Source organism: Pseudomonas putida (assembly GCF_001941965.1).
Taxonomy (GTDB): domain Bacteria; phylum Pseudomonadota; class Gammaproteobacteria; order Pseudomonadales; family Pseudomonadaceae; genus Aquipseudomonas; species Aquipseudomonas putida_L.
In genome coordinates this window covers 56,427-70,220 of the sequence record NZ_MKZO01000067.1, presented here as the reverse complement: position 1 = coordinate 70,220, position 13,794 = coordinate 56,427, and the positions used below count along the sequence as shown (strand labels likewise).

The following is a 13,794-nucleotide window of genomic DNA, read 5'->3' as shown; positions in this document are numbered from 1 at the left end:
GATCCCTGTGGGAGCTGGCTTGCCAGCGATGAGGCCCTCAAGAACACCTCCTACTTGGAGAGGAACCTCATACCTTCCTCCAACCCCCGCAAGGTCAGCGGGTACATCCGGTCCTCGATCAGCTCGCGGACGATATTGGTCGATGACGTGTAGTTCCAGGTGTCCTTCGGATACGGGTTGATCCAGATAAGCTTCTTGAATTTCTCCATGAAGCGTTGCATCCACACATACCCCGCCTCTTCGTTCCAGTGCTCGACGCTGCCTCCCGGCTGGGTGATCTCGTAGGGCGCCATGGCCGCGTCACCGACGAACACCACCTTGTAGTCGGCGCCGTACTTGTGCAGCAGGTCCATCGTCGAGGTGCGCTCCGAGGTGCGGCGCAGGTTGTTCTTCCACACCGACTCGTACACGAAGTTGTGGAAGTAGTAATACTCCAGGTGCTTGAACTCGGTCTTGCATGCCGAGAACAGCTCCTCGCAGATCTTCACGTGGGCATCCATCGAGCCGCCGATATCGAACAGCAGCAACAGCTTCACGCTGTTGCGCCGTTCCGGGCGCATCTGGATGTTGAGCAGGCCGGCATCGCGGGCGGTGTGGTCGATGGTGCCGTCGATATCCAGCTCGTCCGCAGCGCCCTGGCGAGCGAACTTGCGCAGCCGGCGCAGGGCCAGCTTGATATTGCGGGTGCCCAGTTCGACCTGGTCGTCGAGGTTCTTGTATTCGCGCTGGTCCCAGACCTTGACCGCCTTGCCTTGGCGCTTGCCGGCATCGCCGACGCGAATGCCCTCAGGATTGAAGCCACCCGAGCCGAACGGGCTGGTGCCGCCGGTACCGATCCATTTGTTGCCGCCGGCATGGCGACCCTTCTGTTCTTCCAGGCGCTTCTTGAATTCTTCGATCAGCTTGTCCAGCCCGCCCAGGGACTGGATCTGCGCGCGCTCCTCGTCGGTCAGCTGGCGCTCGAATTCCTTGCGCAGCCAGTCTTCGGGAATCAGCGCTTCCAGGTGCTGGTCGAGGTTCTCCAGGCCCTTGAAGTAGGCGGAGAACGCCCGGTCGAACTTGTCGAAATGCCGTTCGTCCTTGACCAGGATCGCCCGCGACAGGTAGTAGAATTCGTCCATGTCGGCGAAGGTGACGCGCTTTTGCAAGGCGTTGATCAGGTCGAGCAGTTCGCGCACCGACACCGGCACCTTGGCCGCACGCATTTCATTGAACAGATTGAGCAGCATGGCGATCGCCCCCGTGGCCTCAGCGGTTGCCGCGGCGGCTCATGAAGGCCAGGCGCTCGAGCAGTTGCACGTCCTGTTCGTTCTTCACCAGCGCGCCGGCCAGCGGCGGGATGGCCTTGGTCGGATCACGCTCGCGCAGCACCGCCTCGCCGATATTGTCGGCCATCAGCAGCTTGAGCCAGTCGACCAGCTCGGAGGTTGACGGCTTCTTCTTCAGGCCCGGGACCTTGCGCACGTCGAAGAACACGTCCAGCGCTTCGCTGACCAGGTCCTTCTTGATGTTCGGGTAGTGCACGTCGACGATCTTCTGCAGGGTGTCGCGGTCGGGGAAGGCGATGTAGTGGAAGAAGCAGCGGCGCAGGAACGCGTCCGGCAGCTCTTTCTCGTTGTTCGAGGTAATGATGATGATCGGGCGCTGTTTGGCCTTGATGGTCTCGTCGGTCTCGTAGACGTAGAACTCCATCTTGTCGAGTTCCTGCAGCAGGTCGTTGGGGAACTCGATATCGGCCTTGTCGATTTCGTCGATCAGCAGGATCACCCGCTCCTCGGCCTCGAAGGCCTCCCACAACTTGCCCTTCTTCAGGTAGTTGCGCACGTCGTGGACCTTGTCCACGCCCAGCTGCGAGTCGCGCAGGCGGCTGACCGCATCGTATTCGTAGAGGCCCTGATGGGCCTTGGTGGTGGACTTGATGTGCCAGGTGATCAGTTTTGCGCCGAAGGAGGCCGCCAGTTGCTCGGCGAGCATGGTCTTGCCGGTGCCTGGCTCGCCCTTGACCAGCAGTGGCCGCTCCAGGGTGATCGCCGCGTTGACCGCCAGTTTCAGGTCGTCTGTGGCGACGTATGCGCTGGTGCCTTCGAACTTCATCTGTCCATCCTCATGAATACGGATGCCGGGCAATGACCCATCCGGCAGAAAAATGTCATACGCGACTATACCCGCGCTCCTACGGGAGTGGGAACGCAGACGGCCCATTCAGTCTCTGAATGGGCCGTCACTCGGTGACTCAGTCAGACTTGGGCGGCGAACGCTCGTACCGTGCGTTGAACGCCTGGATAAAGCCGTTGCGCAGGATCTGCAGGACGGCCTCGAAGGTACTGACGTCGCTCTGGTGCACGCTGCCGGACAGCTCGACCCTGGTCGCGAACTGGTTTTTCGGCTGGTTCTTCAGCACTGTCTCGGTGGCGCCGACCAGCGCCTCCCAGACCGAGCGGAAGATGTTCTTGTCCTTGTTCTCCACGTCCTGCTGCCAGTCGAACACTTCGACATCGCGCAGCAGCGGCTTGATATAGCCGGTCAGCCGGCCTTTCTCGGCCTGGGCCTCGATCACCACGTCGCCATGGCCGGCCTTGAAGTCGAACTTGCCATAGGCGCTGGCGAAGTCGTTGAGGCGGCGCAGCTGGATATCGGTGGCGCGCAGGCGGAACTGGAAGTCCTCGAAGTTGCTCAGCGGGTCGAAGGTGGCATTGCTTTCCACCGGGGCATCGCCGAAGAGCAGGGCCTTGCCGTCGAAGCTGGCGTCGCGCCGGCCTTCCTTGTCCACCACGTTGGTCAGGTTGTGGATGCTGGCGTTGAGCTGCCTGGCCTTGAGGTCCACCGGCGGCTTGGAGTTGAAGTTGCGGAAGGTCAGGGTGCCGTCCTGGATCAGCACTTCGTTGAGGGTGATGGGCAGCAGTTTCTCCAACTGTTGCCGCCAGTTGGTGCCCTGGCCGGTCTGCGAGGCCTGCTGGTTGCCGCCGTCGACGAAGTTCAGTTCGGGGCGCAGGAAAGTCACCTCGCCGACCACGGCATGGTCGTACCACAGCGAATGCCAGCTCACCGACAGGTCGATCACCGGCGCGTCGAGCAGCGGCACTGGCACCTTGCCGCTGGTCTTGACGATGGTCAGGCCGTTGATCTTGTAGGCGCCGCGCCACCAGGCCAGGTCAACGTCGGCGATCTGGCCGCGATAGTCGCCCATGTCGGCGAGCTTGCCGTTGAGGTAGTCGCGCACCAGCCAGGGCAGTGACAGGTGCAGGGCGAGCAGCAGCAGGAGAAGGCCGGCCAGGCCTGCCAGTGGCCAGCGATAGCGACGTTTCATCGGATGCTCCAGATCCCGGATGAAAGGTTGACCGCAGTCAGTTGCACGGAGTTCTACCGGGGTAGACGCACCCCCATGGCAGGCTTACCCTTGAGCTTTTCGCTCGGTGCCAAAAGGACCCCCTGCCATGAGCCGTATCTTCGCTGACAACGCCCATTCCATCGGCAATACGCCGCTGGTACAGATCAACCGCATCGCCCCGCGCGGGGTAACCATCCTGGCCAAGATCGAAGGGCGCAACCCCGGGTATTCGGTCAAATGCCGGATTGGCGCGAACATGGTCTGGGACGCCGAAAGCAGCGGCAAGCTCAAGCCGGGCATGACCCTGGTCGAGCCGACCTCGGGCAACACCGGTATCGGCCTGGCCTTCGTCGCCGCCGCCCGTGGCTACAAGCTGGTGCTGACCATGCCGTCGTCGATGAGCATCGAGCGGCGCAAGGTGCTCAAGGCGCTGGGCGCGGAACTGGTCCTGACCGAGCCGGCCAAGGGCATGAAGGGTGCGATCGAGAAGGCCAAGGAGATTCTCGCCAGCGATCCGGAGAAGTACTTCATGCCGGCGCAGTTCGACAACCCGGCCAACCCGGCGATCCACGAGAAGACCACCGGTCCGGAGATCTGGAACGACACCGATGGTGCGGTGGATGTGCTGGTGGCTGGCGTCGGTACCGGCGGCACCATCACCGGTGTTTCGCGTTACATCAAGAACACTGCGGGCAAGGCGATCCTGTCCGTGGCCGTGGAGCCGATCACCTCGCCGGTGATCACCCAGGCGCTGGCCGGTGAAGAGATCAAGCCGGGCCCGCACAAGATCCAGGGTATCGGTGCCGGTTTCGTGCCGAAGAACCTCGACCTGTCCATCGTCGACCAGGTGGAACTGGTCAGCGACGACGAGGCCAAGGCCATGGCCCTGCGCCTGATGCAGGAAGAGGGGATTCTCTGCGGGATTTCCTGCGGTGCGGCCATGGCGGCTGCGGTGCGCCTGGCGGAGAAGCCGGAGATGCAGGGCAAGACGATCGTGGTGATCCTGCCGGACTCGGGTGAGCGGTATCTGTCGAGCATGCTGTTCAGTGACCTGTTCACTGAGCAGGAGAACCAGCAGTAAGCACAAGCCTTTGTGTTGTGGCTGATGGCCTCATCGCTGGCAAGCCAGCTCCCACAGGTTCAGCGGTGCACGCGATCCCTGTGGGAGCTGGCTTGCCAGCGATGAGGCCGGTGAGTTCACAGCTTGACCCGGGACAATGCACCCTCCCGACGGTTGTTACAAAATCCCCAACACTGTCTATCAGGCCCCGGTTGTTCTTGTCGGGGCCTGTTCGGTTTATCATGGACGATTTCCGGCCTAGGGCCTGAACGAGATTTCCAGGAGCATTGAATGACTTTTTCCTTTGTCGCCAAGGCAGGCGTGCTGCTGCTGTTCTTCGGCAGCGTCCTGTACGTGCACCTGCGCGGCAAGGCCCGGTTGCCGGTGCTGCGCCAGTTCGTCAACCATTCGGCGCTGTTCGCCCCGTACAACTCGCTGATGTACCTGTTCTCCGGCGTGCCGTCCAAGCCGTACCTGGACCGCGAGCGCTTCCCTGAGCTGGACGTGCTGAAGAACAACTGGGAAACCATCCGCGAAGAGGCCATGCACCTGTTCGACGAGGGTTACATCCGCGCCGCCGAGAAGGACAACGACGCCGGTTTCGGTTCGTTCTTCAAAAAGGGCTGGAAGCGTTTCTACCTGAAGTGGTACGACAAGGCCCTGCCCTCGGCCGAGGCGCTGTGCCCGAAGACCGTCGAACTGGTCAACAGCATTCCCAACGTCAAGGGCGCGATGTTTGCCCTGCTGCCGGGTGGCAGCCACCTGAACCCGCACCGCGATCCGTTCGCCGGTTCGCTGCGCTATCACCTGGGCCTGACCACGCCGAACTCGGACAACTGCCGGATCTACGTCGATGGCCAGCCTTACGCCTGGCGCGACGGTGAGGACGTGATGTTCGACGAGACCTACGTGCATTGGGTCAAGAACGAGACCGACGTGACCCGGGTGATCCTGTTCTGCGACGTCGAGCGTCCGCTGAGCAGCCCGTTCATGACCAAGGTCAACCGCAAGGTCAGTGCCTTCCTCGGCCGCGCCACCGCGCCGCAGAACACCGATGACGAGCGGGTTGGCGGGATCAACCAGGCCTATGCCTGGAGCAAGAAGTTCAGCAATGTCATCAGTGCCCGGGTGAAGACCTTCAAGCGGGCCAATCCGAAGGCTTACCGGGTGTTGCGGCCGGTGTTGGCCGTGGTGGTGGCTTACTTGTTGTACCGCTGGTTGTTCTGATTCGACTTCGAGGGCCTCATCGCTGGCAAGCCAGCTCCCACAAACCCTGTGGGAGCTGGCTTGCCAGCGATGAGGCCCTCGAGGCTTGCACTATCAAAATGCCAGGCCTATAGTCCCGATCCTCTGCATCTCACCCGAAGACTCGCTCATGCCAGCTTCCCCTGTAACCCCAGTACTTACTACCGCGACCGACGCGGTGGTTGCCGTGCGCGGGTTCCAGCAGTTGGCAACCAGCCAGTATCCACCTGTCGGAACCGTCGTGGCCGTGGTGGTAGTGGGCTGAAGCCCGCTGCACATCCCCAACGTTTCTGAATCCGGCCGGCTGCTCCCCGCAGCCCGTCCGTTCGGCTTTCTTGCCCGAATACAGGTGGCAAATCCATGTCTTTCCTGCACAAAACTTCCGTGGCCTCGGCGGCCACCACCAGCCTGTTCGTCCTGCTCTGGAGCAGCGGCGCGATCGTTTCGAAACTGGGATTGGCCCAGGCGACACCCTTCGCCTTCCTGCTGATCCGCTTCCTGTTGGCCCTTGGCGCCCTCGTGCTCCTGAGCCCATTGCTCAAGCTGCGCTGGCCCCGTGAGCCTGCGGCCATCCGCCAGGCCCTGCTGACCGGCGCGATCCTGCTCGGTGCCTACCAGATCTTCTATCTGCTGGCGCTGGACCTGAGGGTCACCCCCGGAGTCATGGCCACGGTCATGGGCGTGCAACCCATCCTGACCGTGGTCCTGATGGAGCGCCGGCGCTCCTGGAGTCGGTTGTTCGGCCTGTGCCTGGGCCTGACGGGGCTGATCCTGGTGGTCTGGCAGGGCATCGGCCTGGGCGGGATGTCCTGGTCCGGGATGCTCTTCGCCTTGCTGGCGCTGGCGAGCATGACCGGCGGCTCGATCATGCAGAAGCGCATCACCCGCGAGCCCCTCGGTACCCTGCCGCTGCAGTACCTGGCGGGGCTGCTGCTGTGTGCGCTGTTCGCGCCGTTCCAGCCCCTTGAGGTGAACCTGAACCCGCAGTTCCTGCTGTCCGTGGCGTGGATGGGCCTGGTGGTCTCGGTGCTGGCGACCTTGCTGCTGTACCGCCTGATCGCCCGCGGCAACCTGGTCAATGTCACCAGCCTGTTCTACCTGGTGCCGGCGGTGACCGCGGTGATGGACTACCTGATCTTCGGCAACCGCCTCGCGGCCCTGAGCCTGTTGGGCATGGCCCTGATCGTTATCGGGTTGCTGTTCGTGTTCCGCCAGCCCGCGCGGGCTTGAGCACCAGCCACAGGGCCAGGCCGATCAGCAGTCCACCGTAGAGGTGTGCGGTGGACAGCGGTTCGTCCAGCAGCCAGGCACCCCAGAGCACGCCGAAGGCGGGGATGAGGAAGGTCACGGTGGAGGATTTCACCGGGCCGATCTCGCTGATCAGGCGGAAGTACAGGATGTAGGCGAAGGCGGTGCACAGCAGGCCCAGGCCGAGCAGCGACAGCCATACCGACCAGCCACCCCAGCTGGCCGGTGGCTGGGTGGCGACGCTCCAGGCGAACAGCGGCGTCAGCAGGAGGCTGGCGCCCATCATGCTGCCCAGCGCGGACAGGCGGCTGTCGAGGCCGCCGCGCTGGTCCAGCCAGCGCCGGGCGAGAAAGCCGGAAAAACCGTAGCAGGTGGTCGCGCCGAGGCAGGCGAGGGCGCCTTGCAGCAGCTCCATGTCAAAGGCCACCGGGCCTGCCCCACTGAGGATCCCCACGCCGAGCAGGCCGAGGAAGATCCCCGCCAGCTTGGGCAGGGTCATCGCCTCATGGAAGAACAGTGCGCCGATCAGCACGCCCATCAGCGGCGTGGTGGCGTTGAAGATCGCCGAATAGCCCGCCGGCAGCACCTGGGCGGCCACCGAGTACAGGGTCGCGGGAATCCCCGAGTTGATCATCCCCAGCACCAGGGCCACCTTGAACTTGCCCTGGAAGTCCCAGCGCACCCGCATCAGGGCGAGGATCACCAGCAGGCCGGCACAGGCGATGGTCACCCGGAAGAACGCGGTCGGTACCGTGCCCAGCACCGGCGCGATGATGCGCATGAACAGAAAGCTGGCGCCCCAGACGGCGGCGAGGATCAGCAGACGGGACAGGGCGATGGGACTCACGGGATTCTCCGGGCAGGAACGGGGAAGGGAGTGTACCCCTGTGCAGCGCAATTGGCTGCGGGTACTCTCAGGCTTTCGTCCTTCTGCCAGAGGTCCTGATATGCCCCAGCCATGGCCGGCCACCGATATCGCCCGGATGATCCTCGAGGGTTTCGACAACTACCGCGAGCACTTCCGGCAGATTACCGACGGCGCCCGCGAACGCTTCGAAAAGGCCCTCTGGCAGCAGATCCAGAGCGCCGCGGCGGCGCGGATCAATCTCTATGAAGAGAAGGTGTCCGAGGTCACCGAGGGCCTGCGCAAGGCCTTCGAGGACGAGGTGCTGCTGGACGTATCGCTGTGGCCACTGGTGAAAAGCGCCTATATCAAGCTGATCGACCCGCGCCTGGACGATGAGCTGTCGGAGACCTGGTACAACTCGATCTTCTGCAGCCTGTTCAGCCATGACCTGATCAGCGACGGCTGCATGTTCATCCACACCACCCGGCCGTCGTTGCGGGCTCATGAGCGGGCAGCGCAGACCCGCATCTACCGCCCCGACGGGCAGCTATCCGCGCTGCTGGCGAAGATTTTCGAGGACTACCGCTTCGACGTGCCCTACGCCGACCTGCCTGGCGACCTGGCGCGCCTGGAAGCGCAACTGCGCGAGCACCTGCCGGACTGGGTGTGCAAGGACCCGGAATTGCAGGTCGAACTGTTTTCCCCGGTGCTGTACCGCAACAAGGGCGCCTACCTGGTCGGACGCATCTTCACCCGCGACGAGCAATGGCCGCTGGTGATCCCGCTGCTGCACCGTGAAGGCCAGGGCATCGAGATCGACGCACTGATCACCGACGAAGCCGATGTATCGATCATCTTCTCCTTCACCCGTTCCTATTTCATGGTGGATGTGCCGGTGCCGGCGGAGTTCGTCGGCTTTCTCAAGCGCATCCTGCCGGGCAAGCACATTGCCGAGCTGTACACCTCGATCGGCTTCTACAAGCACGGCAAGTCCGAGTTCTACCGGGCGCTGATCAACCACCTGGCGAGCACCGACGACCGTTTCATCATGGCCCCGGGCGTGCGCGGCATGGTCATGAGCGTGTTCACCCTGCCGGGCTTCAATACCGTGTTCAAGATCATCAAGGACCGCTTCTCGCCGTCGAAGAACGTCGACCGCGCCACGGTGATCGAGAAGTACCGGCTGGTGAAGAGTGTCGACCGGGTCGGGCGCATGGCCGATACCCAGGAGTTCTCCGATTTCCGCTTCCCGGTGAGCAAGTTCGAGCCGGAATGCCTGGCGGAACTGCTGGAGGTCGCGCCGTCCACGGTGGCCCTGGAGGGCGATACCGTGCTGGTGCGCCACTGCTGGACCGAGCGGCGCATGACCCCGCTCAACCTCTACCTGGAAAACGCCAACGACGCCCAGGTCCGCGAGGCGCTGGATGACTACGGCCTGGCGATCAAGCAACTGGCGGCGGCGAACATCTTCCCCGGCGACATGCTGCTGAAGAACTTCGGCGTCACCCGTCATGGCCGGGTGGTGTTCTACGACTATGACGAGATCACCTTCCTGACCGAGGCCAACTTCCGCCATATCCCGCCGCCGCGCTTCCCCGAGGACGAAATGTCCAGCGAGCCGTGGTATTCCATCGGGCCTCACGATGTGTTCCCGGAAGAATTCCCGCCGTTCCTCTTCGCCGATATCGGCCAGCGCCGGCTGTTCAGCCAGTTGCATGGCGAGCTGTATGACGCCGATTACTGGAAGGGGCTGCAGGACAAGATCCGCGCGGGGAAGGTGATCGATGTGTTTCCGTATCGGCGCAAGGAGCGGGATGAGGTTGGTGCTTAGCGCCCGTATGACTTTGCGAAGCGTTCTTCGATGCAAGCCTATGCTTGGACCGAACAATGGTTCCCTGCACCGGTAGGCAGGGCTGGTAGGAGCGTGGCTTGCCCGCGAAGGACCGCGTTAGCGGTCCCCAAACCTGCCACGCCGAGCATTTGGGGTACTGAGGTCAAACAGGCGCTGAATGCAGAACATCGGCCCGTACATAGCTTGTGCAGGATGGTTTTGGGGCCGCTTTGCGGCCCTTCGCGGGCAAGCCACGCTCCTACCGCTACCGGAACTGCGTCGGTCGTAGATCTGCGCGTCGACGCAAAATGGATAGATATCTGTGCAGGAGTCAGGGAGGCCCGCTTTTATTGGCCTTGCTCAAAGGCATTCAGATAGTCCCGCTTGATGATCTCAAGGGCGTTCTCGTCCCCCAAAAGCTCGAAGCGCGGCAGCACATTGTCTGGCTCGCCAGGGTTGGAGTAATCCACCTTCGAAACTAGATGCTGAACAAACAGATTCATGGCCTCGACGTCCGCCGGGTCGATATTGAGTTCTGCAATCAGTTTGGCAATGACAGGTCTGACGTTGTTTTTCTCGAACTGAAAGGCCGGGTAGTATTTTCGACGGTTGCCGGTGTTGGTGTAGACGGCAAGTTGGCCGGTCTGGGCCTTCTGGCTCAATGCCTGCTTGGATATGCCCAATATTTCATAGGCTTCTTTGCTCTCAAGCAGATCACAGCGCTCTTCCACTCGGGAAAATGCCCGGGCTTTCATGCGTGCCATTGCTTCCTGATTGCGCGTCGCCACGCTACGGGTCTTTTCACGCTTTACCTTGGCGACCTCGACAAAAGCCTTGTCGTCGGAAAGCGCAGCCGCCTTTGCCAGTACCGTTTCCGGCAATTTTGCAAGGTGTTGCTTGAAGCGGCGGAGCAGATCTGCCTCCAGTGTTTTTCTGGATGGCTCTCTCGCCTGGGCAGTAGCAGTGACCATGTGAAGCCTCCGAGAGGACTCATCAGAAGGGATGACTCAAGGCTACAAAGAAATGACTTAATGGTCAATTTGTCAATTTGTCAACAAGACAAGAGGTCCTCAAAGGCTCCTGAATCAGGCTGATGACGGCTTTCTAGCTCTTCAGGCACTTCAACTCACTGAAGTCCCTGCGCACCTTGCCCAGCCGCTGATCCAGCTGCTGGCGCTGCTGCTCGCTGCTCTGGGTCATCAGGTCTACCAGCAGGCTGCGCAGCTGCTGTTCAGTATTGGCGAAGGCGATGCGGTATTCCGGGGTCCAGAAGCGGTCGCGGTCCTTGAGCAGCTCGCCCAGGCGCGGTTCGAAGTTGTCGCTGTGGCGCTGGTCCATCAGGTTGCTGAACTGAGCCTGCCAATGAGCGCGGTTGGCGATCCAGGCGCGGTTCTGTTCGCCCAGTTGCGCCGACCATGAGGCGACCCGGTCCTTTTGTTGCGGGCTGAGGCCGCCGAACCAGGGCGACAGGCGTTTCTCCATGCGTTCGCCACGCTCGGCGATCTGCTGCGCCAGCGGGGTCTTCACGTACTTGGCCTGGCGCTCCTCGATGTCCTTGGCGAAGTTTTCGCGCATCTCGCGCACCTGCTCATCGTCCATGCCCCGCAGCAATTGCGCCGCCGATGGGGTGATCTGCTCGGCGACCCGGCTGACGGCCGCGCGGGCTTCCTCGGTGCGCGCCTGCAGTTGCTGGTCGGTGACCTGGTTGCTGGCAACCATCTGGCGGATGTTGTCGAGCCAGCCGAGGTAGCCGGGCAACTGGGTCTTGCAGTGCCAGGACAGTTCTTCCTTGACGCGCTGGTTCAGCCAGTTCTTCTGCTGGCGGTTCATGTCCAGGTAGTCGCTGAGCGACCAGGGCACCAGTACGTCGAGGTTGCGGTAGGCCAGGTCCAGGCGCGTGCAGGACAGCAGCACGAGGCTGGCAAGCATCAGCAGGACCGGGCGCAAGCAGCGGAATAGACGAACGGACATGATCAGCGTCCTTGCAGTGGCGTACTCAGTGTTTATAGAGCAGGTTCGGCCGATGGGGTTCAAGCCGATGCCAATTCGCCGGATTCGGCGGCAAAACTGCCGAAGCGCAGGGTGATCGTCACCGATCGCGTGTAGAATGCGCGCCTCGCAGCGAGGATTTCGAACATGGCTTCAGTTGGGCGTTACAACACTTTGCAGGTGGTCAAGCACACGGACTTCGGTCTGTACCTGGATGGCGGCGCGGAGGGCGAGATCCTCCTGCCCAAGCGCTACATCCCCAAGGATGCACCGAGCGAGATCGAGGACTGGCTGAACGTCTTCGTCTACCTCGACAGCGAGGACAAGCTGATCGCCACCACCGAGAAGGTCAAGGTCCAGGTCGGCCAGTTCGCCAGCCTCAAGGTGGTCGAGATCAACAGCATCGGCATCTTCCTCGACTGGGGCCTGCCCAAGGACCTGCTGATGCCGTACTCCGAGGAAAAGCGCCAGATGCGCGCCGGCGAGTACTGCGTAGTGCACGTCTACCTCGACCGCCGCACCCGCCGCATCACCGCGACCGCCAAGCTGGATCGCTACCTGGACAAGGCCCCGGCCAACTACCGGGTCGGCCAGCAGGTCGATCTGCTGGTGGTGGAAGAGAGCCCGATGGGCTTCAAGGCCATCATCAACAACCAGCACTGGGGCCTGATCCACAAGAACGAAGTGTTCAAGTTCCTGCGTTCGGGCAAGCAGGAGAAGGGCTACATCAAGGAAATCCGCGATGACGGCAAGATCGCCCTGAGCCTGCAGCCGATCGGCGAGGGTGCGGCCAGCAGCCTGCACGAGCAGATCCTGGCCAAGCTGAAGGCCGCCAATGGCGTGCTGCCGCTCAACGACAAGAGCGACCCGCAGGTGATCAGCGACATGTTCGGGGTCAGCAAGGGCAACTTCAAGAAGGCCATTGGCGCCTTGTACAAGAGCGGTCAGATCGTGATTCACGACAACCGCATCGAACTGGCCTGATTTCAGGTTCGCAAGAACGCCTCAGCGCTGGCGATAACCGGAGAAGTCCAGGTTGTCGCCACCCGGGCGCAGGTCGCGCAGCAGCGAGTCACGGTCGGCCGACAGCGCCAGGCTGATCGTGGCGCGGCGCTTGCCGGCGTTGCGTACTTCCAGCTTTTCCTGGTGGGTCCGCAGGTCGCGCACCGGCACCTTCAGGTGCTGCAGCTTGTCGGTCTCGGGGGTGTGCAGCAGCAGGTTGACGAAGTCGCTGTTCTTGCGCAGCCAGGCCACCGGAACATCGAACCACCACAGGCTGCGCTTGCTGTCGAGCACGGCGAACAGGGTGTTGTCGCTGTTCAGCACGGGAGTCCCCAGCGCCTCGTTGCGGCGGGCGATGGCGGTGGTCTTGTCGAGTTTCATGCGGGTGTCCTGCAGTGACGCTTGGAAAGGTCGGCTATTTTGCGGGGAATGGGCTGAAACATAAAGCCGCAGCACAGGTTCTCGAGCGGAACTTTTCTCAAGGTTGATGTCAATTTGATGGCGTCATCGACGCCCGGCGACAATCGTCGTCTCCACTCTCCAAGGATGAAAGAAATGCGAGTTCTTATCGCGCTGTTGATGTTGCTCAGCGGTTTTGCTCATGCCGGTTGCGGCAGTATCAGCGACTCGGACCAGCGTCGCTATTGCGAGGCGAAGACGGGCAACGGCAGTTGCGGCAACATCAATGATTCCGATCTGCGCAGACAATGTGAAGCCGAAACCGGCAACGGCAGTTGCGGGCAGATCTCCGACAGCGACCGACGTAACTACTGCTATGCAAAGAAAGGCAATGGCGGTTGCGGCAGCATCAACGATTCCGACCTGCGCAATACCTGTTATGCCGAAATGGGCGGCTACGGGTGCAGTTCCATCTCCGACAGTGACCAGCGCAACTACTGCTATGCGAAAAAGGGCGGCAGTTGCGGCACCATCAGCAACTCCGACCTGCGCAATCGCTGCGAGGCGGAAAAATAAATGAAACTCCCCGCTTCGCCAGGCACTCCACTCATTGTCGATTCCGACTATCCCGTTAAGGAGAAATCCCATGAGTGGCACCAAAGACAAAGTCAAAGGCATGGCCAACGAAGCGGTCGGCAATATCAAGCAAGGCGTCGGCAAGGCGACTGACAACGACAAACTCCGTGCCGAAGGCAAGGCCCAGGAGCTCAAGGGCGAAGCCCAGCAAACCGTGGGCAAGGTCAAGGATGCCGTGAAGAAGCCTTGACCGGCCCGCGGGCCAGACG

Annotated in this window: 15 protein-coding genes; 8 read left to right on the top strand and 7 right to left on the bottom strand. The window is 62.0% G+C overall.

What is annotated here, in order from left to right:
- Positions 1-50: 50 nt before the first annotated feature.
- From PSEMO_RS27765 to PSEMO_RS27755, 3 genes are all read right to left on the bottom strand, one after another.
- Positions 51-1,229 carry a vWA domain-containing protein gene (locus tag PSEMO_RS27765; RefSeq protein ID WP_075806084.1) on the bottom strand — a complete coding sequence of 393 codons (1,179 nt, stop codon included), beginning with the start codon at positions 1,227-1,229 and terminating at the stop codon, positions 51-53.
- Positions 1,230-1,248: 19 nt separating this feature from the next.
- Positions 1,249-2,094: an AAA family ATPase gene (locus PSEMO_RS27760; protein ID WP_075806083.1), complete on the bottom strand. Its 846-nt coding sequence runs from the start codon at positions 2,092-2,094 to the stop codon at positions 1,249-1,251.
- 139 nt (positions 2,095-2,233) lie between these two features.
- Positions 2,234-3,307 (bottom strand): DUF748 domain-containing protein, encoded by a 1,074-nt coding sequence (locus tag PSEMO_RS27755; protein WP_075806082.1) that lies wholly within the window; start codon positions 3,305-3,307, stop codon positions 2,234-2,236.
- 127 nt (positions 3,308-3,434) lie between these two features.
- On the opposite strand from PSEMO_RS27755, the gene cysK reads away from it, so the two are divergent.
- The 4 genes from cysK (at position 3,435) to PSEMO_RS27740 (ending at position 6,863) form a co-directional block, all read left to right on the top strand.
- Entirely contained in the window at positions 3,435-4,409 is a 975-nt protein-coding gene (gene cysK / locus PSEMO_RS27750; protein ID WP_075806081.1) for a cysteine synthase A, read from the top strand.
- Positions 4,410-4,679: 270 nt separating this feature from the next.
- Positions 4,680-5,615 (top strand): aspartyl/asparaginyl beta-hydroxylase domain-containing protein, encoded by a 936-nt coding sequence (locus PSEMO_RS27745; RefSeq protein ID WP_075806080.1) that lies wholly within the window; start codon positions 4,680-4,682, stop codon positions 5,613-5,615.
- A gap of 148 nt (positions 5,616-5,763) precedes the next feature.
- On the top strand, positions 5,764-5,898 hold the full coding sequence (locus tag PSEMO_RS33945) for a hypothetical protein (RefSeq protein ID WP_256721237.1): 135 nt from the start codon (positions 5,764-5,766) through the stop codon (positions 5,896-5,898).
- A gap of 95 nt (positions 5,899-5,993) precedes the next feature.
- Positions 5,994-6,863: a DMT family transporter gene (locus PSEMO_RS27740; RefSeq protein WP_075806079.1), complete on the top strand. Its 870-nt coding sequence runs from the start codon at positions 5,994-5,996 to the stop codon at positions 6,861-6,863.
- On the opposite strand, the gene PSEMO_RS27735 is transcribed toward PSEMO_RS27740, so the two are convergent.
- Positions 6,820-7,728, bottom strand: a complete 909-nt coding sequence (locus tag PSEMO_RS27735; RefSeq protein WP_075806078.1) for a DMT family transporter — start codon at positions 7,726-7,728, stop codon at positions 6,820-6,822. The two genes, PSEMO_RS27740 and PSEMO_RS27735, sit on opposite strands and share 44 nt — an antisense overlap.
- 100 nt (positions 7,729-7,828) lie before the next feature.
- On the opposite strand from PSEMO_RS27735, the gene aceK reads away from it, so the two are divergent.
- Positions 7,829-9,559, top strand: coding sequence for a bifunctional isocitrate dehydrogenase kinase/phosphatase (gene aceK, locus PSEMO_RS27730; protein ID WP_075806077.1), 1,731 nt, complete (start codon positions 7,829-7,831; stop codon positions 9,557-9,559).
- 347 nt (positions 9,560-9,906) lie between these two features.
- On the opposite strand, the gene PSEMO_RS27725 is transcribed toward aceK, so the two are convergent.
- Both PSEMO_RS27725 and PSEMO_RS27720 read right to left on the bottom strand, forming a co-directional pair.
- Positions 9,907-10,530 (bottom strand): hypothetical protein, encoded by a 624-nt coding sequence (locus PSEMO_RS27725; protein WP_075806076.1) that lies wholly within the window; start codon positions 10,528-10,530, stop codon positions 9,907-9,909.
- Between the two features lie 133 nt (positions 10,531-10,663).
- The gene (locus PSEMO_RS27720; RefSeq protein WP_075806075.1) at positions 10,664-11,530 is read right to left on the bottom strand and encodes a DUF6279 family lipoprotein; all 867 of its coding nucleotides are present in this window, start codon (positions 11,528-11,530) and stop codon (positions 10,664-10,666) included.
- Between the two features lie 165 nt (positions 11,531-11,695).
- Between PSEMO_RS27720 and PSEMO_RS27715 the strand changes: the two genes are divergently transcribed.
- The gene (locus PSEMO_RS27715; protein ID WP_075806074.1) at positions 11,696-12,532 is read left to right on the top strand and encodes a CvfB family protein; all 837 of its coding nucleotides are present in this window, start codon (positions 11,696-11,698) and stop codon (positions 12,530-12,532) included.
- Between the two features lie 21 nt (positions 12,533-12,553).
- On the opposite strand, the gene PSEMO_RS27710 is transcribed toward PSEMO_RS27715, so the two are convergent.
- Positions 12,554-12,931: a hypothetical protein gene (locus tag PSEMO_RS27710; protein ID WP_075806073.1), complete on the bottom strand. Its 378-nt coding sequence runs from the start codon at positions 12,929-12,931 to the stop codon at positions 12,554-12,556.
- Between the two features lie 174 nt (positions 12,932-13,105).
- On the opposite strand from PSEMO_RS27710, the gene PSEMO_RS27705 reads away from it, so the two are divergent.
- Both PSEMO_RS27705 and PSEMO_RS27700 read left to right on the top strand, forming a co-directional pair.
- Positions 13,106-13,525, top strand: a complete 420-nt coding sequence (locus tag PSEMO_RS27705) for a hypothetical protein (RefSeq protein ID WP_075806072.1) — start codon at positions 13,106-13,108, stop codon at positions 13,523-13,525.
- A 70-nt stretch (positions 13,526-13,595) separates the two neighbouring features.
- Entirely contained in the window at positions 13,596-13,775 is a 180-nt protein-coding gene (locus PSEMO_RS27700; protein WP_075806071.1) for a CsbD family protein, read from the top strand.
- The last annotated feature ends 19 nt before the right edge of the window (positions 13,776-13,794 follow it).

Coding starts and splice junctions, on each gene's coding strand:
- PSEMO_RS27765 (WP_075806084.1), bottom strand. CDS start 1,229: ATGCTGCTCAATCTGTTCAATGAAATGCGTGCGGCCAAGGTGCCGGTG.
- PSEMO_RS27760 (WP_075806083.1), bottom strand. CDS start 2,094: ATGAAGTTCGAAGGCACCAGCGCATACGTCGCCACAGACGACCTGAAA.
- PSEMO_RS27755 (WP_075806082.1), bottom strand. CDS start 3,307: ATGAAACGTCGCTATCGCTGGCCACTGGCAGGCCTGGCCGGCCTTCTC.
- cysK (WP_075806081.1), top strand. CDS start 3,435: ATGAGCCGTATCTTCGCTGACAACGCCCATTCCATCGGCAATACGCCG.
- PSEMO_RS27745 (WP_075806080.1), top strand. CDS start 4,680: ATGACTTTTTCCTTTGTCGCCAAGGCAGGCGTGCTGCTGCTGTTCTTC.
- PSEMO_RS33945 (WP_256721237.1), top strand. CDS start 5,764: ATGCCAGCTTCCCCTGTAACCCCAGTACTTACTACCGCGACCGACGCG.
- PSEMO_RS27740 (WP_075806079.1), top strand. CDS start 5,994: ATGTCTTTCCTGCACAAAACTTCCGTGGCCTCGGCGGCCACCACCAGC.
- aceK (WP_075806077.1), top strand. CDS start 7,829: ATGCCCCAGCCATGGCCGGCCACCGATATCGCCCGGATGATCCTCGAG.
- PSEMO_RS27725 (WP_075806076.1), bottom strand. CDS start 10,530: ATGGTCACTGCTACTGCCCAGGCGAGAGAGCCATCCAGAAAAACACTG.
- PSEMO_RS27720 (WP_075806075.1), bottom strand. CDS start 11,530: ATGTCCGTTCGTCTATTCCGCTGCTTGCGCCCGGTCCTGCTGATGCTT.
- PSEMO_RS27715 (WP_075806074.1), top strand. CDS start 11,696: ATGGCTTCAGTTGGGCGTTACAACACTTTGCAGGTGGTCAAGCACACG.
- PSEMO_RS27710 (WP_075806073.1), bottom strand. CDS start 12,931: ATGAAACTCGACAAGACCACCGCCATCGCCCGCCGCAACGAGGCGCTG.
- PSEMO_RS27705 (WP_075806072.1), top strand. CDS start 13,106: ATGCGAGTTCTTATCGCGCTGTTGATGTTGCTCAGCGGTTTTGCTCAT.
- PSEMO_RS27700 (WP_075806071.1), top strand. CDS start 13,596: ATGAGTGGCACCAAAGACAAAGTCAAAGGCATGGCCAACGAAGCGGTC.